Here is a 20,103-nt window from a genome sequence, read left to right as displayed (position 1 = left end):
CCAGGCCGTTCATAAACCCGGCGGGTTTCCGTCGTCCACATTCTGTCCGCTCCCGTTTCCTCTGGCGCGGCAGAGAATCACAACGGATTCACCGGATTCAATAACCTTCCGGACGGGCTCTGAGAACACCGCCTATATTTCTCAGATCGGTATCAATATCCGCTATAATCAGCGCCGCAATGCCGTCTGCCTGACCCGGCTGCACAGCAGCAGCTACAACTCAGGCTATGATAACTGGTATTACGAGACCCGGTTCACGATCTACGACCAGTACGGCAACAGCGGCCTGTTCAGCGCCGTGCGCAATGAAAGCGACTGGGGCAACACCATCTGGGTGGCCGAGGGCAATCACACCAGCAAGGGATGATGCCGGATGCAGAAGGGGCGGCAGGTCGTCACCTGCCGCCCCCTGGTGCATGATGGAGCCGAATGACGCTCAGCCGGCGAGTGCCGCCGCCACCGCCTTCACCGCATCGGCCGCCTTGTCGGCCTCGGGGCCGCCGGCCTGGGCCAGGTCGGGACGGCCGCCGCCGCCCTTGCCGCCCATGGCCTCGGCCGCGGCGCGGACCAGGTCCACGGCGCTGAACCGGCCGGTCAGGTCTTCGGTGACGCCGACCACGACGCCGGCCTTGCCCTCGTGGACGCCCACGATCGCAATCACGCCCGAGCCGACCTGCTTCTTCAGCGCATCGGCAACCCCGCGGAGTTCCTTGGCGGGCACGCCGTCGAGCACGCGGCCCGCGAAGCGCACATCGCCGATCTGCTCGATCTGCTCGCCGCCGCCGGCACCGCCGGTCGCGATGTCGCGGCGCAGCTTCGCCACCTCGGCTTCCAGCTTCTTGCGCTCGTCCAGCAGGCCCTGAATGCGGTCGACCAGCTCGGCCGCCGGCGCCTTCAGCACCGAAGACGCCTCGGCCAGACGGTCCTGCTGCAGCTCCACATAGGCCAGCGCCGCATCGCCCGCCACCGCTTCGATCCGGCGGACGCCGGCAGCGACGCCGCTTTCCGAGACGATCTTGAACAGGCCGATATCGCCGGTGCGGGTGACATGGGTACCGCCGCACAGCTCGACCGAATAGGCCGAATTGCGGCCGTCTTCGCCGAGCAGGCTGCCCATGTCGACCACCCGGACCTCGTCGCCGTACTTCTCGCCGAACAGCGCCATGGCCCCCTGGGCGATCGCCTCGTCGGGCGTCATCAGCCGGGTGCCGACCTCGCCATTGGCGCGGATCAGCCGGTTGACGTCGGCCTCGATCGCCTTCAGATCCTCACGCGCGATCGGGGTCGGCTGCGAGAAGTCGAAGCGCAGCCGGTCGGGCGCGACCAGAGAGCCCTTCTGGGTGACGTGATCGCCCAGCCGGCGGCGCAGGGCCGCATGCAGCAGATGGGTGGCCGAGTGATGGGCGCGCAGGGCATCGCGCCGGGCGGTGTCGACGGTCAGCCGCACCGCGGCCCCCTTCGCCACCCGGCCCGCAACCACGCGGCCCATATGGATGATCAGGTCACCCAGCTTCTTCGCCGTATCGGTGACCTCGATTTCGAGCCCGCCCTCGCCGGTAATCCGGCCGGTATCGCCCATCTGGCCACCGCTCTCGCCATAGAAGGGCGTCTGGTTGACCACCAGGGCAACCTGGCTGCCGGCTTCCGCGGCATCGACCGGGGCGCCGTCGACCAGCACCGCCTGCACCACACCATCGGCCGCCGTGGCGCCATAGCCCAGGAATTCGGTGGCGCCCGCGGCGTCACGCACCTCGAACCACACCCGGTCGGTCGCGGCCTCGCCCGAGCCCGACCACGAGGCACGGGCCTTGGCGCGGGCTTCCGCGAGCGAGGTTTCGAAACCGGCGGTATCCACCCCACGGCCCTCGGCACGCAGCACGTCCTGGGTCAGGTCGAGCGGGAAGCCATAGGTATCGTAAAGGCGGAAGGCCACCTCGCCCGGCAGCTTCTCGTCGGCACCCAGCGTCTGGGTGGTCTCTTCCAGCAGGCGCATGCCGCGGTCGAGGGTCTGACGGAAGCGGGTCTCTTCCAGCTTCAGCGTCTCGGTGATCAGGGCCTGGGCGCGGCGCAGCTCGTGATAATGGTCGCCCATGGTCTCGATCAGCGCCGGCACCAGCCGGTACATCAGCGGCTCGGCCACGCCCATCTTATGGGCATGGCGCATGGCGCGGCGCATGATCCGGCGCAGCACATAGCCGCGGCCCTCGTTCGACGGCAGCACGCCATCGGCGATCAGAAAGCCCGACGAGCGCAGATGATCGGCGATCACCCGGTGCGACATCTTGAACGGGCCGTCAGTCTCGGTACCGCTGGCGGTGGCCGAGGCCGAGATCAGCCGGCGGAAGATGTCGATGTCGTAATTGTCGTGCTGGCCCTGCAGGATGGCCGCAATCCGCTCCAGCCCCATGCCGGTGTCGATCGACGGCTTGGGCAGGTCGAGCCGGTTGCCCGGCGCGATCTGCTCGTACTGCATGAAAACCAGGTTCCAGATCTCGATGAAGCGGTCGCCATCCTCGTCCGGGCTGCCGGGAGGGCCGCCGGGGATGCCTTCGCCATGGTCGAAGAAGATCTCGGAGCACGGGCCGCAGGGGCCGGTATCGCCCATCGCCCAGAAATTGTCGCTGGTCGCGATGCGGATGATCCGGTCGTCGGAAAGACCCGCGATCTTCTTCCAGTAGCCCGCCGCCTCGTCATCGGTGTGATAGACGGTGACCAGCAGCCGGTCCTTGGGCAGGCCGAATTCGCGCGTGACCAGGTTCCAGGCCAGATCGATCGCCTGTTCCTTGAAATAGTCGCCGAACGAAAAATTGCCCAGCATCTCGAAGAAGGTGTGGTGCCGGGCGGTATAGCCGACATTGTCCAGATCGTTGTGCTTGCCGCCCGCGCGCACGCATTTCTGCGAGGTCGCCGCCCGGTCGTAGGGCCGCTTTTCGGCACCGGTGAACACGTTCTTGAACTGGACCATGCCGGCGTTGGTGAACAGCAGGGTCGGGTCGTTCTGCGGGACCAGCGGGCTCGACGCGACCACCTCGTGGCCGTTCTTCGCGAAGAAGTCGAGGAAGGTCCGGCGGATCTCGGTCGCGCTGGTCATGGTGGAAAACGCCATCCCGTGTTGCAAACGCAGGTGAAGATCGACGGAACGGGGGGCCGGGCCGGATTGTTTCCGGCCATCTGCGCCCCTGGCTTCAACAGCCCCTTCGGCCTTAACGGCAACGAGCCCCGCAGGCGGTGCCGGCGACCCCGGGGATCCCAGGATCCCCATGCGTCGCCGCCCCACCCGGAGGCCCGGCCATTCAGGTTCAGCCGCTCCCAGGGTTCGGACGTTTTACCCGTGCCGCCCGCCATTGTCCACGCGGGCGTTCAGGGCGTGACCACCCGTGGTGATCACGCCGTCCCCCAGAGGGTTCAGTCTTCGTCGTCGGACGCCATGAAGGCCGTGCCACCGACCACCGAGAGCGGGGTCTTGTTGGCACCCAGGCCATAGGCCTCGCGCACCCGGTTTTCGACCTCGCGGGCGATTTCGGGGTTGTCGCGCAGGAAGGTCTTGGCGTTCTCACGCCCCTGGCCGATGCGCTGGTCGCCATAGGAATACCAGGAGCCCGACTTCTCAACGATGCCCTGCTTGACGCCCATGTCGATCAGCTCGCCGGTCTTCGACACGCCCTCGCCATACATGATGTCGAACTCGACCTGCCGGAAGGGCGGCGCGACCTTGTTCTTCACCACCTTGACGCGGGTCTGGCTGCCGACGACCTCGTCACGTTCCTTCACCGCGCCGATGCGGCGGATGTCGAGGCGCACCGAGGCGTAGAACTTGAGCGCATTGCCGCCCGCGGTGGTTTCCGGGCTGCCATACATCACACCGATCTTCATGCGGATCTGGTTGATGAAGATCACCACGCAGCGCGAGCGCGAGATCGAGCCGGTCAGCTTGCGCAGCGCCTGGCTCATCAGCCGGGCCTGCAGGCCGACATGGCTGTCGCCCATCTCGCCCTCAAGCTCGGCCTTCGGCGTCAGCGCCGCAACGCTGTCCACCACCAGCACGTCGATCGCGCCCGAGCGAACCAGCGTATCGGCGATTTCCAGCGCCTGTTCGCCGGTATCCGGCTGGCTGATCACCAGCTCGTCGATGTTCACGCCCAGCTTGCGCGCATAGGACGGGTCCAGCGCGTGCTCGGCATCGACGAAGGCGCAGGTGCCGCCGCCGCGCTGGGCTTCGGCGATCGCATGCAGCGCGAGCGTGGTCTTGCCCGAACTTTCCGGGCCGTAGATCTCGATCACGCGGCCGCGGGGAAAGCCCCCCACGCCGAGAGCGATGTCAAGGGCGAGAGAGCCCGTCGGCACGACATCCACATCGACCTTTTCCTGCTGGCCGAGCTTCATCACCGAGCCCTTGCCGAACGCGCGCTCGATCTGACCGAGCGCGGCTTCGAGTGCCTTCTGCTTGTCCATCTCGTCCTTGCCTGTCAGGCGCAGTTCGGTTTGAACCATGGGCACCATGGCCACGCCCCTCTTGTTCCACAGGCGGTCACCCGATGCAAGCACCGCCGCCTGCAATCACTATGTACTCTTTTTGTTCCGGCTTGCAAGCCCCCTTCGGCGTGCGCCGCCGGCCCCGTGACCGAATCCCCCGGTCACGGTGTGACAAGGCACCGCCCCGCTTCTGTCACAGCTTTGTCCGTGTCCGCCCGCCCCGCCCTGCAGGCATCATCCGAAGCGAGGGGTGGTTCGCCGTGGCGCCAGCAGAGGATCGGTGCCGGTCGAGGGACCGCGAACTGCCCCGACGCAACAGTTTTGGCTACCCCGCGCCTCACACCGGAGGCCGGACCTCGTCACGGAGGGTCGTGTAATGACCGACAGCACCATCAAGCGGATGGACAGCCTGCTCGCCATGGCGCTTGCGATCGCCTGCGCCGGCGCGGTCGCGACCATGACACCCGCCTTCGGCCAGGAGTTGATGGACCGGCCGGACCCGATCGATTCCCAGACGCTGGAAGCGACACCCGATACCGATCCGCTTGCCGGCCAGTCGGCCCCGCTCAGCCGCGACCTGCCGAGCGATGCGCAGGAGCGTATCCGCTTCGAACAGGCCGCCAGTGCCGAAATCCAGCGCTGGGACGCCGAGGTGGCGATGCGCGTCCGCGAGCTTCAGCTTCAGGACGATTACGGCGCCAACCGGGCCCGGACGGATCTGTCCAAGTCGTGGCAGCGGGTCACCGAAAGCTATCAGAGGCTTCAGGCGGCCCCCGACCGCCAGTTCGAGGACCGGAAGGAGCAGTTCCTGACCGCCTGGAACGGCTTCGAAGAGACCTGGCGGCGCACGCGCGCGACGTGACGTCGCTCCCTGCCGTCAGCAGGCGCCGGGGCCCGATGCGCCGCGCATCCCGTCCCCTCCCCGCGGCCCCGTCCAGGCCCCGGCGTCGCATCCACCGGTCGATGCCCCGCCCTGCCCTCCCCAGGCAGGGCGGGGCATCGCCGTTCGGGAAGGTTCACCCCGCGGCTTCGTCCATGGCGTCGCGCACCGTCTGAACCAGCTGCTTCAGGTTGAAGGGCTTCGGCAGGAAGCGGACATTCGGATCGTCGCCGAGCTTGCGGCGGAAGGTGTCTTCGGCATAGCCCGAGATGAAGACGATCGAGACCCCCGGCACCTTCTCGCGCACCTTCTCGGCCAGTGCCGGGCCATCCATGCCCGGCATCACCACGTCGGTGACCAGCACGTCGATGCCGGCCTCGACCAGTTCGTCCAGCCGGGCCGCCGCCACATCGGCACTTTCGGCCTCTTCCACCGTAAAGCCCCGCTGACGCAGGGCGCGGGCGGCAAAGGCACGTACCGGATCCTCGTCTTCCACGAACAGCACCCGGCCGCCGGAACCTGCGATCTCGGATTTGCGCGGCGGCGCGGCTTCGGGGGCGAGATCGATTTCGAGCCCGCTGGTTTCCACCTCGGTGTGACGGGGCAGCAGAATGCGAAAGGCGGTGCCGCGGCCGGGCTCGCTGCGCACGAACAGGAAGCCGCCGGTCTGGCGGATGATGCCATAGGCGGTGGCGAGGCCGAGCCCCGTGCCCTGCCCGGCCGCCTTGGTGGTGAAGAACGGCTCGAAAATCTTGGGCAGGATGTCGCGCGGAATGCCCGAGCCGGTATCGCGCAGTTCGACCATCACGTAATCGCCGGTCGGCACCCGCTCGCGCCCGCCGGCCATCATCCAGTCGCGATCCATCGCCAGCGTGTCTTCGCTCGCGAAATTGCGGGTCGCGATCGACAGCTGCCCGCCGCTCGGCATCGCATCGCGGGCATTGACCGCCAGATTGATGATCACCTGTTCCAGCTGCCCCTGATCCACCCTGACCGGCGCCAGATCGCGACCGTGATGGACGTCGAGCACGATCGCCTCACCCAGCAGCCGGCGGAGGAGATGGGTAAGCTCGGCCAGGACATCGGTGATGTCCAGCACCCGCGGCTGCAGGGTCTGCTGGCGCGAAAAGGCAAGCAGCTGGCGGACCAGATTGGCCGCGCGATTGGCATTCTGCTTGATCTGCATGACGTCGGCAAAGGAGGCATCGCCCGGCGGATGGCGCATCAGCAGCAGGTCGCAGAAGCCGATCATCGCCGTCAGCAGGTTGTTGAAGTCATGCGCGACGCCGCCGGCCAGCTGTCCCACCGCCTGCATCTTCTGCGACTGGGCGAACTGAACCTCCAGCTCCTTGCGCTCGGTGACGTCGATGACATGGATCAGGGCCGCCGCCAGATGATCTTCATCGGCCCGGCGCAACAGCAGAGAGGCGACCCGGTCGGGGCGCTGGCGAAACGAGACCTCGATCGGCGCGGTGATCCGCTCGGCACCGCCGAAGACCGCATCGAAGGCGTCGGACAGGGCAAACCGTCGGTCGTGGACCACCAGATCGGTGAAGGCATGGCCGGGCTCCAGCCCGTCCTCTCCGGTCAGGCGGATCAGCGCGGCATTCGACGCCAGCACCCCGCCGCGATCGTCGACAAGGGCGATGCCGATCGGCGCCAGATCGAACAGACGCCGGAAACGTCCCTCCGCCGGCTCGATCGGCACGATGTCGAGATCGAGCCCGCCGCCACGGCCGGCGGGCAGCTGCGGAGGTGGCGGCGGCAATTGCAGCGGCTCTTCCACCTCGGGCACCACCTCGGGCAGATCGTCCGGCACGGCGGTCACCGCCGGTGATGTGTCGATGGCGGCAGCCCGAAGCACCGCCGCCCGCGCAAGCCCGGCACCGGCAAAGATGATCAGGATCAGGCCGGCGACATCGACCAGCGTGGTCATACCCCCTTCCGGCATGCCACCCAGTTCGAGCCCGGTACTGCCCGCCAGAAGGGCGATGCCGGTGATGCCGATCACCAGATCGCGCATCACCGCCTGGGTCGCGCCCTTCAATGCCTCGATGCTCATGCCGTCCTGCTCGCCCGTCATGGTCTCCGGCGGGATGCCGTTCGGGCATCATGCCACAGCACGGGTCATCCGCGCACGCGCCGCCCTTTGGCCCGGAAGACATAGCCGATCACCTCGGCCACGGCCTGATAATGCTCGACCGGAATTTCCCGGTCGATCTGGGCCGTATCCCAGAGCGCGCGGGCGAGCGGCGGGTTCTCCACCACGGCCACATCGTTCTGCAGCGCCAGATCGCGGATGCGGAAGGCGACCGCATCCACGCCCATCGCCACCACCATCGGCGCATGCATTTTGGGCGGGTCGTATTTCAGGGCGACGGCGTAATGGGTCGGGTTGGTGACCACCACATCGGCGGTCGGCACCGCCGCCATCATGCGCTTGCGGGCGCGTTCCATGCGGATCTGGCGCAGGCGGGCCTTGATGATCGGATCGCCTTCGCTCTGCTTCATCTCGTCGCGGACCTCGCGCTGCGACATCCGCATCTGCTGCATGAAGGTATAGCGCTGGAAGGCATAGTCAGCGGCGGCGATCACGGTCATCACGCAGGCCGCCGCCAGGACGATCACGAAGGCATCATCGGCCAGCCGTTCCATCAATGCCACCGGCGCTTCGCGCGGCACCAGATCCAGATCTTCCAGCCGCGGCCGGGCCACCAGCCACGACACGCCGGCGACCACCATGATCTTCAGCAGCCCTTTCACGAATTCGACCAGCGCCTTGGCCGAAAACTGGCGCTTCAGTCCGCCGATCAGCGAGATCTTGTCGAGGCTGGGCTTCAGCGATTCCGCGGAGACATTACCACCGCGCTGCACGAAGCCCGAGGCAAGGGCCGCGATGATGAACACCAGCACCGGCAGCGCCAGCCAGGTGAGCATCTGAATGGCCAGCGCCCTGAGCAGATGGCCGACGGCGCTCGGGTCCATCAGGAAGGTGTCGGCGCTGGCGATCAGCCCGCGCAGACCCAGGCCGACATCACGGACCATACCGGGCAGCACGGCCACGATCGCGATCGAGACCGCAACCAGCATAAGCCAGTGATTGATTTCCTGGCTGGACGGCAGCTGACCCTTCTTGCGCGCGTCTTCGAGTTTTTTTGGCGTGGGGTCTTCGGTTTTTTGGCTGTCGTCTTCGCTCTGCTCGCTCATGGCTCAGGATCCCGGCTTCAGGGCAGGAGCATGTCGAGACGCTGGCCGACCCGATCGAGCCAGACAAGCATCGCGGCAGACAGGGTGATCGCCATGACGGACAGCCCGATCAGCATCTGGACCGGAATGGCGATGAAGAACACCTGGATGGTGGGCATCAGCCGCGCCAGCAGGCCAAGCGCCACCTGGAACAATGTGCCGACCAGCAGCAGGGGTGCTGCAACCTGGGTCGCAAGCACGAAGGCCTGGTCCAGCAGCCGCCCCATCATCTCGGCCGCATCGCCGAAGGGCAGCGGCTCGCCCACCGGGAAGGTCTGGTAGCTGTGGATGATCGCCCCCAGCATCATCAGATGCATGCCGCTGGTGAAGATCAGCACCAGCGACAGTGCGGTCAGGAAATTGCCCGGCAAGGCGCCCTGGGCCTGCTGGGTGGGGTCGTACATCATGGCGGTCGCAAGACCGCTCTGCATCGAGATGACCACACCCGCCGTGTGCAGGGCCGCGACCAGAAGCCGCAGCATCAGGCCGAGCAGGATGCCGACGGCGGCTTCGAGAAAGGCGAGCCGCAGAATCTCTGCCGGCTGGTCGGGCGTAATGGGCAGATCGGCCTCGATCACGGGCGCGAGTGCCACCGACAGCAGCAGGGCCAGGATCAGCCGGGCCCGGGCCGAGACATTGGTTTCACCGATGCCGGGCATCAGCATCAGGGCGGCGCCGAGCCTCAGGAACACCAGCAGGACCGAGAAGACCTCGACCCCCAGGAGGTCGGTCATGCCCCAGGCCCTCCGGGCGTCATGGCGCCGCGCCGATGGCGGGGATGCGCTCGTAAAGCAGGCGGGTATAGTCGGACATGCCCGTCCACATGAACGGCAGGAAGATCACCAGCGCCACGACGATGGCGATGATCTTCGGCACGAAGGACAGGGTCATTTCCTGGATCTGGGTCAGCGCCTGGACCAGCGAAATGGCAAGGCCCACGGTCAGCGCAACCAGCATGACCGGCGCGCCCAGCTTGAGCATCGTCCACAGCGCCTCGCGCCCGATATCGATTGCCTCGTTGGGCGTCATGGCCGGCCGGTCCGGAACTGGGGAAGACGAAGCGGAAGAGAGAGGAACGGAACGCAGGCCACGGCCGCGCTCAGATCGGCATGCGCATGATTTCCTGATAGGCGCCGATCACCCGGTCGCGGATCGCCACCACGGTCTGCAGAGAGGTTTCGGCGGCAGCCACCGAGGTCACCACGTCCTGAAGGCTGGCGGTGCCCGAAACCGCCTGCATCGCCGCCCGTTCCGATGCCTGACCGGCCTTCACGCTCTGGCCGATGACGTCACTCACCATGTCGGCGAAGGCGCCGGAAGCACCGGCCCGGTCGCCGCCCTCGGTGCCCGGCGCCTTGATGCCGCGGGCGGCATTGGCGTAGGCGGCGGCGGCTGAGGCGAACTTGGCATCCATGGGTCTGATCCGTCCGTGTTCTGGGGCGTAGCGGCCGGGGCCGGCGGCAGGTCAGGTCTCAGCGCAGCAGATCGAGCGCGCGCTGCACCATCGTGCGGGTGGTCTCGATGACGCTGAGATTGGCCTCGTAGCCGCGCTGGGCCTCGCGCATGTCGACCATCTCGACCACCGGGTTGACGTTGGGGCGCAACACATAGCCGTTCTCGTCGGCTGCCGGATGGCCCGGATCGTATTCGCGATCGAAAGGCGACTGATCGACGCCGTAACGCGACACCCGAACCGTCGGCAGGCCCAGTTCCTTGTTCAGCCCTTCGGCGAAACTGATCGTCCGGCGGCGGTAAGGTTCCGAGCCCGGCGTGGTTCCGGTGCTGTCGGCATTGGCGAGATTTTCCGCGACGACCCGCAGGCGTTCCGACTGCACCTGCATGCCGGCCGCGGAGATCCGCGTGATCTTCATCAGGTCCATGAGGCAAGCCTCCCCTGGCCGATGTCAGCGGGATGATCCGTCATGGCCTCACCCCGCCCCGCCACCGCGCCCGAGCGCAGTGCGGATCATGTCCATATGCTTCTTGTAGAGGGTGGATGCAAGCGTGAACTGGCTGGCATTGCCGGCAAGCTTCACCGCCTGATCCTCGATGTTGATCTTGTTCTCGTCGATCGTGACCTCGAGCGGCTTGCGATCCTCAGCCGCACGGTAGCCGCCATCCGCCACGGCCGGCGCCATGTGGCCGGTTTTCGTCGCGGCCATCTGCAGCTCGCCGCCGGCCGCCATGCTGCTGCCGCCGCCCGTCGAGGCGCCGGTCATCCGCAACCCCGAGGCCCGTTCGGCCATGGCGCCGAAATCGACGGGCTTCAGGTCGCGTGCCTTGTAGCCCGGCGTGTTGACGTTCGCTATGTTCTGGGCCAGCACCGCCTGACGTTCGGTCAGCCAGCCCATCCGCTTCTTCAGGGAAGAGAACAGCGGTATGCGCGTTATGTCCATCGTCGGGCCCGGTCCGATCGGATATCTTCAGGAAGCGCGCGAGGCGGGCCGGCAGGGCCGGCAACGGGATCCACCGACGGATCCGTTTCCGGATGCCAATCCCGCACCGTGGCAGGATGCCAGCATCGTGGCAGGAAGGTCGCCGCAGGATCAACAGGATATGCCGGCGGCCTTAAGGAAACGTAAAACCGCGGCGCCCGCGGATCAAGAGAAGGACGTGCGCGACAGATGCGCGCGCCGGCTGCAGAGGGCGGCGAGACCGCGGAAATCGACGGTTCGGAACCGGCGCCCCGATCCGGAAGGCCAAGGCCTGCCGGAGACGGGCCCCGGACATGGAAGGGGCGAGCATGCTCTATCTGACCCGCAAGGTCGGTGAAGCGGTGGTGATCAACGACGAGATCGAGGTGACCGTGATCGAGGTGCGCGGCAAGACCGTGCGGCTCGGCCTCACCTTCCCCGCCGATGCGACCGTACTCAGGCGCGAGGTCTATGACCGGGTCCAGGCGGAAAACCGCGCGGCGCTGGGCCTGGACGAAGCCGGGCAGACCGGCGCGCCGGAAGACGTGCCGGCCTTCGTGACCCGAGGCCCCGCCCCCGACGAGGCCGGCTGAGCGAAGGTTGACCGGCTCTCTGAGTTGCTTATGGGCCCGGAAGGGATCATCATGAAATCTGTTGCCAGACGACGGCCCCGGTCTGCCAGACGAAGGGCCGTGTCAGCCCGACGGGATGATCCGAGATGACCCAGAAGCAGCCACGCCAGGTGGCGGTGGCCCTTGGCTTCGATCCCACCGGCGACGACGTGCCCAAAGTGCTGGCGGCCGGCCACGGCGCCCTTGCCGAAAAGATCCTCGCCATGGCCTTCGCCTCGGGGATCCCCGTCCGGCGGGATGCCGACCTGGCCGCGATCCTTGAGGCGCTGGAGCCGGAAAGCCCGATCCCGCCGGCCGCCTTTGCGGCGGTGGCGGAGATCCTGGCCCATCTCTACCGCCTGAACGGCAGTCTGGGCGGCGGCGACCGCTGATCGAGGGCGACGCGGAACGATGGGGACGCTGCACGTGGACACCGACGGAGGATGACGGGTGATGACGCCTGATCAGGGCGACGACGATCGCAGAACCGGCCTTGGGGACATCCAGGACCCGGTGGCGGCGCTGGATGCCATCGCCGCGGAAATTTCCGTCGCCCGCGAGATGCTGGCCCGCGGCGATGCCGTGGACCTGCACGGTATGGAAGTGCGGGTCACCCGGTTCTGCGAACAGCTGGCGAGCCTGCCGCCCGGCAGCGGCCAGGCCGTCCGTCCGCGCATGCTGGGGTTGATCGATGCGCTGAACGTTCTGGAGCGCGAGATGCGGCAGGTTTTCGATGAAACCGCCCGCGAGATGGGCGGGTTCTCCGCCCGCCAGCGCGCCACAGCCGCCTATGGCCGCACAGGCAATCGCTGACTGCGACGACGCAACACGCCCCCTGCCCCAGCCTTCCCGCGCCCCTGTACTTCCGGACCGCTTGCATGACCTTTAACGATATTCTCCAGATGATTGCCGGGCTGGCGCTCGTGGCCGGGCTGATCGGGCTTGTCGCCCTGGCGATCCGCCGCTGGGGCGACCGGGCCGGCGCCCCCGCCCGCGGCCGCCGGCTTGCCCTGGTCGAAAGCCGCCAGATCGACCCCAAGCGGCGGCTGGTGCTGATCCGCCGCGACGATGTGGAACATCTGCTGCTGATCGGCGGCGACGGTGATCTGGTGATCGAGCGGGCGATCGAAGCGCCCGACATGGCCGCTGCACCCGCGCCCATGCGGGGGACCGAGCCCGGCTTCCGCCCCGCGGCCGCGCCCGTCGCTGCGCGCGACTATGCCGATGACGACGACGACGACGAGCCGGTGCTGCGCGTCGACCGGCGCGGAACCGAGCGGCGGCGCGGTTTTCCGCCTCAGCCCGGACGGCGGATCCCGCCGGAGTTCGACCGGTGAATCAGGTCGTGCGGTATAAGACCGCACAGCTTGCCGGCCTTCTGATCCTGGTTCTGCTGGCGGCCCTGGCCGGCAGTCATCCGGCCTTTGCCCAGTCGGTCACCGTCGATCTGGGGGCCGAGGATCCGGGCGGCTTCACCGGCCGGATCGTTCAGCTCGTCACCCTGGTCACTGTGCTGTCGCTGGCACCGGGGCTGCTGGTGGCCGTGACGTCTTTCACCCGGATCGTGGTGGTGCTGTCGCTTCTGCGCAGCGCGCTGGGCGTGCAGCAGACACCGCCCAATGCGGTGCTGATCGGCCTTGCCATGTTCCTGACCGGCTTCGTGATGACGCCCACTTTCGAGCGCGCCTGGACCGAGGGCGTGGCGCCGCTGGTGGCCGAGGACATCACCGAAGAGGAAGCCTTCGACCGGATTTCCGCCCCGTTCCGCGACTTCATGACCGCCCATGTCGGCGAGCGCGAGCTGACGGCCTTCGTGGATATGGCGGCGCTCGATCCCGAGCCCGCATCGGTGGAAGACGTTCCCCTTCAGGTGCTGGTGCCGGCCTTCATGGTCAGCGAGTTGCGCCGTGCCTTCGAGATCGGCTTTCTGGTCTTCCTGCCCTTCCTGATCATCGACATGCTGGTGGCATCCCTGCTGATGTCCATGGGTATGATGATGCTCCCGCCGGTGATGATCTCGTTGCCGTTCAAGCTGATCTTCTTTGTTCTGATCGACGGCTGGTCGCTGATCGCCGGCAGTCTGGTTCGCAGTTTCGCCGGCTGAGGACTGCCGCCACCTGATCTGCGCCAGATCCCCCAAACGGGGATGGGCGCGATGGCGCCTTTTCGCGTAGACTAACCGCATTGCGCGACAGAATCCGGCCACACAAAAGCATGACGGGCGGGACGTATGATCAGGTGGAAGTTTGCCGTAGCAGCCATGACACTGTTCATTGCCGGGCAGGAGGCCGCCGCAGCCTCATCGGTAACCGTGTCGACACCGGTTTCGCGGGTCGGGACCGGTGACGGCGGCGCCGAGGTGACCCTCACCTCCGGCGCAGATGGCGGGCCGCTGCTGCAGTTCCGATCATGGGCAGCCCCCCAGCTGATCGGAGATCACGCCCAGTCCAACGCCGTTGCCCTGATCAGCGACGCAGAGGGACATGTGCTCCGGCGCGCGGTCTTCAGATGTCATCGGGCGATGACCCGGCTTGCCCAGAACCTCAATCGTCAGTGCGACCACCAGTTCAGCATGCCTGCCGAGGTCGTGGGACGGGCCGCCTGGCTGTTCGCCTTCAATCGCCTGTGCGTCTGGCAGGAACACGACAAGGCAGCGAGCCATCGCCAGACGGGGTGCATCCGCGATGGAGACACCATTCAGGCTGCCGATGCCTTCGCGGGCAGGCTGCCCCAGCTGCTGTCGACCGCCGGTGACGCGGCAACCATCGATGCCGGGGAATGGCGGGGCGTGCGGTTGCCCTGATCCCGCGGCTCAGCGCCCGGCCGCCAGCCCGGCAAGGGCGGCGACAAGATCGGCACCAAGCCCTGGTGCTGCCAGCGGCCGCAGCATCGCCCCCGGCAGGGGCGGCAGGCCAAGCCCGGCCGGAGCATGGGGAATGTCGTCATAGCGCCCGACATCGGGAACGGCGGCAACGCCCAGACCGGCCGACAGTGCCGCCGCCAGGGAACGGGCATCGGTCGCTTCGTGAACCAGCCGCCAGCGCCGGCCGGCACGCCCGAGCGCCATAATCGCTGCCTGCCGGAAGATGCAGGGTGGCCGGAAGGCGATCAGAGGCAGCGCCGTGGTGCCTCCTGCCTCGCTTGTCCCGCGCCAGTCGATCGAAACCGGCAGCGCCCCCTCGTGCCCGGCCCCTCCATCCTGCCCTGCACCATCCATCACGACCGCCAGTGGCAGCGCCAGATCAAGCTCACCTGCGGCAATCTCTGCCGTCAGCTGGGCATTATGGGTGATGCGCAGGTCCAGGCCGGTGCCGGGGCGCAGCCGCGCCACTTCTGCAACCAGCCGTCCCAGGATCTCGTCGCTGGCATGCTGGTGCACGCCCAGCCTGAGCGTGGCCGGCAGTTCCTCCAGCCCCAGCATATCGGCCACCAGCCCGTCATGCAGCGCAATCAGCCGCCGGGCCTGTTCGGCCAACCGTTCCCCCGCGGCCGTCGGCTGCGGCGGCTGGCTGCGCCCGGGGGAGGCACGCTGGATCAGCCGATGGCCCAGCAGATCTTCCAGCCGCCGGATCTGCTGGCTGACCGCCGGCTGGGTCCGGCCGAGCAGGCTGGCCGCGCGGGCGAAACCGCCGGCGTCGAGCACCGTCAGAAAACAGCGCAGCAGGGTGATGTCGAGATCGGGGCGGATCATCCGGCGGCCTGTCGCTGGGAATACCTATAACGGAGCGTGATAGGGTGGATCACGCCATTCGATTTTACAAGCGCTTACCTTGGGAACCACACTGCGCGTGTTCTCCATCGGGCGGTGCCGCATGAACGGCCCTGCCCCGCCCTCCAGAGGATGCGCCATGATCCGCACCGCATCGCATACCCAGGCCCCAACCCCCGTCCCGGTCGCCCCCACCCTGATCGACCGGACGATGCCGGCGGGTTTCGTTCTGTTGTGGAGCACCGGCTATATCGGCGGCGCGATCGCACTCCGCGGGCTGGAGCCGCTGACGATGAGCGTGATCCGCTTCGCCCTCGCCACCCTGGTGATGGCCGGCATCGTCGCCGCCCTGCGCATCCGGCGGCCGGCACGGCCGATGCTGCTGGTCCATGCCGCCGTCACCGGGCTGCTGATGCACGGCCTGCAGTTCGGCGGGCTGTATGGCGGCATGGCGGCCGGCGTGCCGGCGGGCACGGCGGCGCTGATCATGGGGCTGATGCCGGTGGTGGTGACGGTGGCCGCCGGGCCGTTTCTGGGCGAATGGCCGGGGCGGCGGCATCTGGCGGGGCTGGCGCTCGGGGTGGCCGGTGTCGGTCTGGTGGTGGGGCAGCGCCTGGGGGATCCGGGCCAGGCACCGCTCCACGCCTATCTGCTGGTGGCGGCGGGGCTCGCCGGTCTTTCCTTCGGCTCGCTCTGGCAGAAGCGGTTCTGCGCCGGGCTTGACCTCAGGCTGGCCGGCATGGTGCAGACGGCGGCCGGCGGGCTGGTCCTGGTGCCCGCCGCCCTGCTGCTGGAAACCGGCCACATGGTCTGGACCGCCGAGGTGACCGGCGCGGTGGTCTGGCTGGCCCTGGTGAATTCGATCGCCGCGATCGCAATCCTGGGCGCGCTGATGCGGCGTGGTGCGGCTGCCCGCGCGGCCGGGCTGTTCTTCCTGGTGCCCTCTGCCACCGCCATCATGGCCTGGCTGCTGCTGGGTGAGCCGATCACCCCCCTGATGCTGGCCGGCATCGCCCTTTCGGCCGCGGGGGTGCGGCTCGGCCGCAGCTGACCCCGCCGGGCCATTGTCATTGTCAGATCACGGTCATGCCGCCATCGACCGTAAGGGCATGGCCCAGAACGAAGGCCGCGTCGTCCGAGGCGAGGAAGACCACCGCATTGGCGATCTCCTCTGCCTCCCCCACCCGGCCGATCGGGTGCATGGCCGCCATCAGCGGCTCGTGATCTGGCCGGCGCTCCACCGCCCGGGCCATCATGTCGGTGCGGATGACCCCGGGGCAGACCGCATTGATCCGGATGCCCTTGCGACCGTTCTCTACCGCCGCACTCTTGGTCATGCCCAGAACCGCATGCTTGCTGGCGGCATAAAGCGCGCGGCCCGGCGCGCCGACCAGTCCGGCCACCGAGGCGGTGTTGATGATCGCCCCGCCGCCCGGGCGATCCAGCATATGCGCCAGCTCGTGCTTCATGCACAGCCACACGCCCTTGACGTTCACATCCATCAGGCGCTGATAGATCTCGTCGTCGCTGCGCACCAGCGGGCCGGTTTCGATCTCGATGCCGGCATTGTTGAAGGCGATGTCCAGCCGGCCGAAGCGTGCCACCGCCTGCGCCACCATCCGGCTAACCTGGTCGCCATGGCGGACATCGGCCGCCAGCCCGAAGGCCTCGCCGCCGCCGGCCATGATCGCATCCGCCGTCGCCGCGGCGGCGGCGGCGTCGATATCGGCGACACAGACCCGCGCGCCCTCGCGGGCAAAAGCGAGTGCGGTGGCACGACCGATCCCGCCACCGCCGCCGGTCACCAGCGCGGCCCTGCCTGACAGGCGCTGCGTCATCCTGTTCCTCCCGTCTTGTCGTTGTGGCCGTTTTGTCGTTATGGCCGTCTTGTCGTTATGATATGTCAGGCAGCCTGATGATGGGGCCAGAGCAGCTGCCCCAGCAGCAATGTCATGCTCTGCCGGACCGGCTCCGCCGAGCGTTCCAGCTTCATGCGCAGCAGCGCGCCTTCCCAGGCATCCCAGATCAGCCCCGACAGCAGCCCGGCCGGCAGATCGCGGCGCAGCTCCCCCTTGTCCTGCCCCTCGCGGATCAGCCCGGCCAGACGGCCGCGCCAGGCCAGATGCGCCGCCTGCAGCGCCTCGCGGCACAACTCACTCGACAGCGTGATCTCGGCCGCCAGATTGCCCATCAGGCAGCCGGGCCGGTCGGGCGCGCGCTCGTGCCAGGCGATCATCTCGTTGAAGACATGGGCGATGGTGGCCTGCGCCCCCGGCGGGGCGGCGGCGACCATCGCATCCCACGACCGCTGCAGATGGTCGCCATACTGGCCGATCACCGCGACCGCAAAGGCTTCCTTGCTGGGGAAGTGATTGTAGAACGAGCCCTTGGGCACGCCCGCGGTCTCGGTGATCTGCAGGATGCCGGTGGCGTTATAGCCGTCGCGCCAGAACAGATCGCGCCCCGCCTTCAGCAGATGGTTCGGAATATCGGCGCTGTCCTTGGTTCGCGGCATGGCGGTCACCCCGGGGGCGGAAGGATTGATCGAACAATATGACCGGTCGTCTCAGGCCGTCAAGCAGCTGCGGCACGCGGGTCGATCTGGGGCCTAACCCATTCGCGGGATGGCAAAACCGGGATCCTGCCCCGCCGTCAGCGGCGCGGTGATCAGATCGGCGAGGTCAAGCAGCACCACACGCGCCGGCCTGAAGCCGCCGTCTTCCGCCCCGACCAGCAGCCCGGCATCCAGCAGGGCATCCCGCACCGCCGAGGGCCCGAGCGGCCGGCCTTCGGCGGCAGCGGTCAGAAGATCGATCGCCCCGGGCAGGGCCAGGGCCGCAAAGGCGCGGCGGGTGGCGGCCTCGGTCATCTGCTGGTCCTTCCGCTTGCCCGGTCAGCTTTCCGCCAGCGGCTGGCGGCAGCGCACGACCTCGTAAAGCATGATGCCGGTGGATACCGCAAGGTTGAGGCTGTCGGCCCGACCCAGCATCGGAATCTTCACCGTCCGGTCGCAGGCCTCCACCATCTGGGGCGGCAGGCCCGATTGTTCATTGCCCATCATCAGCAGCAGCGGCGGCCGGTAGTCGACCAGGCGGTAATCCACCGCTGCGGTGAGCGCGGTTCCCACCACCGTGCCGGTCCAGCCGCGGCGCCAGTCCAGGAAGGCCGCCATCGGGGCACGCACGATGCGGTTGACGAACAGCGAGCCCATGGTTGCACGAACCGCTTCCACCGACCAGGGGTCGCAGGTGTCGCCGACCAGGATGACCCCGGCCCCCTTCACCGCATCCAGCGTGCGCAGCACCGTGCCCAGATTGCCGGGATCCTTGATCCCTTCCAGCACCACCCACAGCGCACCGGGTTCGGGCCGGACGTCGGCCAGGGTGAATTCCCGGCGGCGGAAGGCGCCGATCACGGTCTGCGGGTTGTCGCGCCGGGCGATCTTAACCAGAACCTCGGGCGTCACCTCCAGCGCGCGGGCGCCGGTGCCGGCGATCAGCTTCGCCAGCCGCCGCCCGGGCGGCAGATCGCGCAGCCGGTCGACGAAGACCACCTCGTCCAGCGTGAAGCCCAGTTCCACGCCTTCGATCACCGCCCGCAGCCCTTCGACCAGGAACAGGCCGGTCGCCTCGCGGTTCTTCTTCAGGTGCAGCCCAGCCAGCCGCTTCACCGCCGGATTGGACAGGCTGCTCACCGGCCTCGCATCGATTTCGAAGGTCATGTCTCAGGCTCCGCGAAGGGCGGCGGGCTCGGCCGTCAGCGCCGTATCGGACATCCAGCGGGCGAAGAGCGCGGTGGGCAGCACCCGGCCGGCCGAGAGTTCGGCCGTGGCGATCTCGCCGCAGAACACCCGCCCCTGCAGCCGGCCCATGGTTTCGGTCATCAGCCCGGCCAGCGCCGCCGAGGTAAGGCGCGTGGCATAGGCGGTCAGGATCACGAACATGGCATCGGGGGCGGTCACGGCCGCGACATCGGCCAGGATCGGCGGCAGATCGTCGAACAGCTTCCAGACCTCGCCCTTGGGGCCGCGGCCATATTTGGGCGGATCGAGCAGGATGCCGTCATAGGTGTTGCCGCGACGGACCTCGCGCGCCAGGAAGCGGCGGGCATCCTCTACCAGCCAGCGGATCGGCAGATCGTCGAGGCCGGCTGCGGCCTGGTTCTCGCGCGCCTGATGGATCGCCTTTTTCGAGGCATCGACATGCACGACCTCCGCCCCGGCCGATGCGGCCAGCAGCGAGGCGACACCGGTATAGCCGAACAGGTTCAGCAGCCGCGGCGGCGGGCCGCCGGCGGCGACCCGCGCGCGGATGCGTGGCAGCATCCAGGCCCATTGCGTCGCCTGTTCGGGAAAGAAGCCCAGATGCCGGAAGGGCGTGAACCGGCCGAGGAAGCCGACGCCGTCAAAGCTCATCGGCCAGGTCTCGGGCATGTCGTCGCGGGCGAAGCGCCAGCGGCCGCCCTCGTCTTCCGAGCTGCGATCGGCATCGAACATCGCATCCGCCCGCTCCCACGCCGCCTCGTCGAGCGCCGGGCTCCACATTGCCTGAGGCTCGGGACGGATGACGGTCATCCGGCCGGCACGCTCCAGCTTGCGGCCATAACCGCTGTCGAGCAGGGCGTAATCGGCCCAGCCCTCGGTGATCATCAGCTCAGGCGAGGGCCAGGCGGGATTGCGGGACGGATCGGCGGGCGCGGACAAGATGCGGACGAAGCTCCGGCAGGGACAGGACATGCGATCCCGGCGGCAGACGGCCCGGGACCGGAGGC

Annotated in this window: 24 protein-coding genes; 9 read left to right on the top strand and 15 right to left on the bottom strand. The window is 68.0% G+C overall.

All coding sequences use genetic code 11. The features are described from left to right. On the top strand, nt 1–367 hold a 367-nt coding region (locus tag WI697_RS20455; RefSeq protein WP_345959752.1), incomplete at its 5' end, for a hypothetical protein. A 69-nt stretch (nt 368–436) separates the two neighbouring features. Here WI697_RS20455 and alaS read toward each other — a convergent pair. Both alaS and recA read right to left on the bottom strand, forming a co-directional pair. Beyond that, on the bottom strand, nt 437–3,091 hold the full coding sequence (gene alaS, locus WI697_RS20450) for an alanine--tRNA ligase (protein ID WP_345959751.1): 2,655 nt from the start codon (nt 3,089–3,091) through the stop codon (nt 437–439). Nucleotides 3,092–3,405: 314 nt separating this feature from the next. Further along, nucleotides 3,406–4,491, bottom strand: coding sequence for a recombinase RecA (recA, locus tag WI697_RS20445; protein WP_041605543.1), 1,086 nt, complete (start codon nt 4,489–4,491; stop codon nt 3,406–3,408). Between the two features lie 358 nt (nt 4,492–4,849). Between recA and WI697_RS20440 the strand changes: the two genes are divergently transcribed. Further along, nucleotides 4,850–5,335, top strand: a complete 486-nt coding sequence (locus WI697_RS20440; protein ID WP_062766174.1) for a hypothetical protein — start codon at nt 4,850–4,852, stop codon at nt 5,333–5,335. 154 nt (nt 5,336–5,489) lie between these two features. Here WI697_RS20440 and WI697_RS20435 read toward each other — a convergent pair whose 3' ends face one another. From WI697_RS20435 to WI697_RS20405, 7 genes are all read right to left on the bottom strand, one after another. Next, nucleotides 5,490–7,436 carry an ATP-binding protein gene (locus WI697_RS20435; RefSeq protein WP_345959750.1) on the bottom strand — a complete coding sequence of 649 codons (1,947 nt, stop codon included), beginning with the start codon at nt 7,434–7,436 and terminating at the stop codon, nt 5,490–5,492. A 44-nt stretch (nt 7,437–7,480) separates the two neighbouring features. After that, nucleotides 7,481–8,560: a flagellar biosynthesis protein FlhB gene (flhB, locus tag WI697_RS20430; RefSeq protein WP_345959749.1), complete on the bottom strand. Its 1,080-nt coding sequence runs from the start codon at nt 8,558–8,560 to the stop codon at nt 7,481–7,483. A gap of 17 nt (nt 8,561–8,577) precedes the next feature. Next, complete coding sequence (fliR, locus tag WI697_RS20425) at nt 8,578–9,333, bottom strand: flagellar biosynthetic protein FliR (protein ID WP_345959748.1); 756 nt, start codon at nt 9,331–9,333, stop codon at nt 8,578–8,580. Between the two features lie 19 nt (nt 9,334–9,352). Then, nucleotides 9,353–9,628, bottom strand: a complete 276-nt coding sequence (gene fliQ, locus WI697_RS20420) for a flagellar biosynthesis protein FliQ (RefSeq protein ID WP_062766183.1) — start codon at nt 9,626–9,628, stop codon at nt 9,353–9,355. Nucleotides 9,629–9,698: 70 nt separating this feature from the next. Beyond that, the gene (locus tag WI697_RS20415; protein ID WP_062766186.1) at nt 9,699–10,013 is read right to left on the bottom strand and encodes a flagellar hook-basal body complex protein FliE; all 315 of its coding nucleotides are present in this window, start codon (nt 10,011–10,013) and stop codon (nt 9,699–9,701) included. A gap of 58 nt (nt 10,014–10,071) precedes the next feature. After that, nucleotides 10,072–10,479, bottom strand: a complete 408-nt coding sequence (gene flgC, locus WI697_RS20410; protein ID WP_014744640.1) for a flagellar basal body rod protein FlgC — start codon at nt 10,477–10,479, stop codon at nt 10,072–10,074. 48 nt (nt 10,480–10,527) lie between these two features. Further along, on the bottom strand, nt 10,528–10,995 hold the full coding sequence (locus WI697_RS20405) for a flagellar basal body rod protein FlgB (RefSeq protein WP_082828669.1): 468 nt from the start codon (nt 10,993–10,995) through the stop codon (nt 10,528–10,530). Between the two features lie 332 nt (nt 10,996–11,327). Between WI697_RS20405 and csrA the strand changes: the two genes are divergently transcribed. From csrA to WI697_RS20375, 6 genes are all read left to right on the top strand, one after another. Continuing rightward, complete coding sequence (gene csrA / locus WI697_RS20400) at nt 11,328–11,606, top strand: carbon storage regulator CsrA (RefSeq protein WP_231889465.1); 279 nt, start codon at nt 11,328–11,330, stop codon at nt 11,604–11,606. A gap of 125 nt (nt 11,607–11,731) precedes the next feature. Beyond that, entirely contained in the window at nt 11,732–12,016 is a 285-nt protein-coding gene (locus WI697_RS20395; protein ID WP_014744637.1) for an EscU/YscU/HrcU family type III secretion system export apparatus switch protein, read from the top strand. Between the two features lie 61 nt (nt 12,017–12,077). Beyond that, nucleotides 12,078–12,437 (top strand): hypothetical protein, encoded by a 360-nt coding sequence (locus WI697_RS20390; protein ID WP_345959747.1) that lies wholly within the window; start codon nt 12,078–12,080, stop codon nt 12,435–12,437. A 65-nt stretch (nt 12,438–12,502) separates the two neighbouring features. Further along, a complete protein-coding gene (locus tag WI697_RS20385) occupies nt 12,503–12,961 on the top strand; it encodes a FliO/MopB family protein (protein WP_345959746.1) in 459 nt (152 codons plus the stop codon). A gap of 8 nt (nt 12,962–12,969) precedes the next feature. After that, nucleotides 12,970–13,728, top strand: a complete 759-nt coding sequence (gene fliP / locus WI697_RS20380; RefSeq protein ID WP_345959745.1) for a flagellar type III secretion system pore protein FliP — start codon at nt 12,970–12,972, stop codon at nt 13,726–13,728. Between the two features lie 417 nt (nt 13,729–14,145). Then, nucleotides 14,146–14,427 carry a hypothetical protein gene (locus WI697_RS20375; RefSeq protein ID WP_345959744.1) on the top strand — a complete coding sequence of 94 codons (282 nt, stop codon included), beginning with the start codon at nt 14,146–14,148 and terminating at the stop codon, nt 14,425–14,427. Nucleotides 14,428–14,436: 9 nt separating this feature from the next. On the opposite strand, the gene WI697_RS20370 is transcribed toward WI697_RS20375, so the two are convergent. Next, complete coding sequence (locus WI697_RS20370) at nt 14,437–15,315, bottom strand: LysR family transcriptional regulator (protein WP_345959743.1); 879 nt, start codon at nt 15,313–15,315, stop codon at nt 14,437–14,439. 157 nt (nt 15,316–15,472) lie between these two features. Between WI697_RS20370 and WI697_RS20365 the strand changes: the two genes are divergently transcribed. Beyond that, the gene (locus tag WI697_RS20365) at nt 15,473–16,384 is read left to right on the top strand and encodes a DMT family transporter (protein ID WP_345959742.1); all 912 of its coding nucleotides are present in this window, start codon (nt 15,473–15,475) and stop codon (nt 16,382–16,384) included. A 22-nt stretch (nt 16,385–16,406) separates the two neighbouring features. On the opposite strand, the gene WI697_RS20360 is transcribed toward WI697_RS20365, so the two are convergent. The 5 genes from WI697_RS20360 to WI697_RS20340 all read right to left on the bottom strand — a co-directional run bounded on the left by WI697_RS20360 (nt 16,407) and on the right by WI697_RS20340 (nt 20,035). After that, entirely contained in the window at nt 16,407–17,171 is a 765-nt protein-coding gene (locus tag WI697_RS20360) for an SDR family oxidoreductase (protein WP_345959741.1), read from the bottom strand. 65 nt (nt 17,172–17,236) lie between these two features. Further along, nucleotides 17,237–17,848, bottom strand: coding sequence for a TetR/AcrR family transcriptional regulator (locus WI697_RS20355; RefSeq protein ID WP_345959740.1), 612 nt, complete (start codon nt 17,846–17,848; stop codon nt 17,237–17,239). Nucleotides 17,849–17,941: 93 nt separating this feature from the next. After that, nucleotides 17,942–18,202 (bottom strand): hypothetical protein, encoded by a 261-nt coding sequence (locus tag WI697_RS20350; protein WP_345959739.1) that lies wholly within the window; start codon nt 18,200–18,202, stop codon nt 17,942–17,944. Nucleotides 18,203–18,226: 24 nt separating this feature from the next. Further along, complete coding sequence (locus WI697_RS20345; RefSeq protein ID WP_345959738.1) at nt 18,227–19,054, bottom strand: TrmH family RNA methyltransferase; 828 nt, start codon at nt 19,052–19,054, stop codon at nt 18,227–18,229. 3 nt (nt 19,055–19,057) lie between these two features. Continuing rightward, complete coding sequence (locus tag WI697_RS20340; RefSeq protein ID WP_345959737.1) at nt 19,058–20,035, bottom strand: RsmD family RNA methyltransferase; 978 nt, start codon at nt 20,033–20,035, stop codon at nt 19,058–19,060. Nucleotides 20,036–20,103: the final 68 nt, after the last annotated feature.

It is taken from the genome of Tistrella mobilis, from assembly GCF_039634785.1.
Taxonomy (GTDB): Bacteria; Pseudomonadota; Alphaproteobacteria; order Tistrellales; family Tistrellaceae; genus Tistrella; species Tistrella mobilis.
Note: the sequence above shows the minus strand (reverse complement) of the source record. Positions and strands in the feature narration are given on the sequence as shown.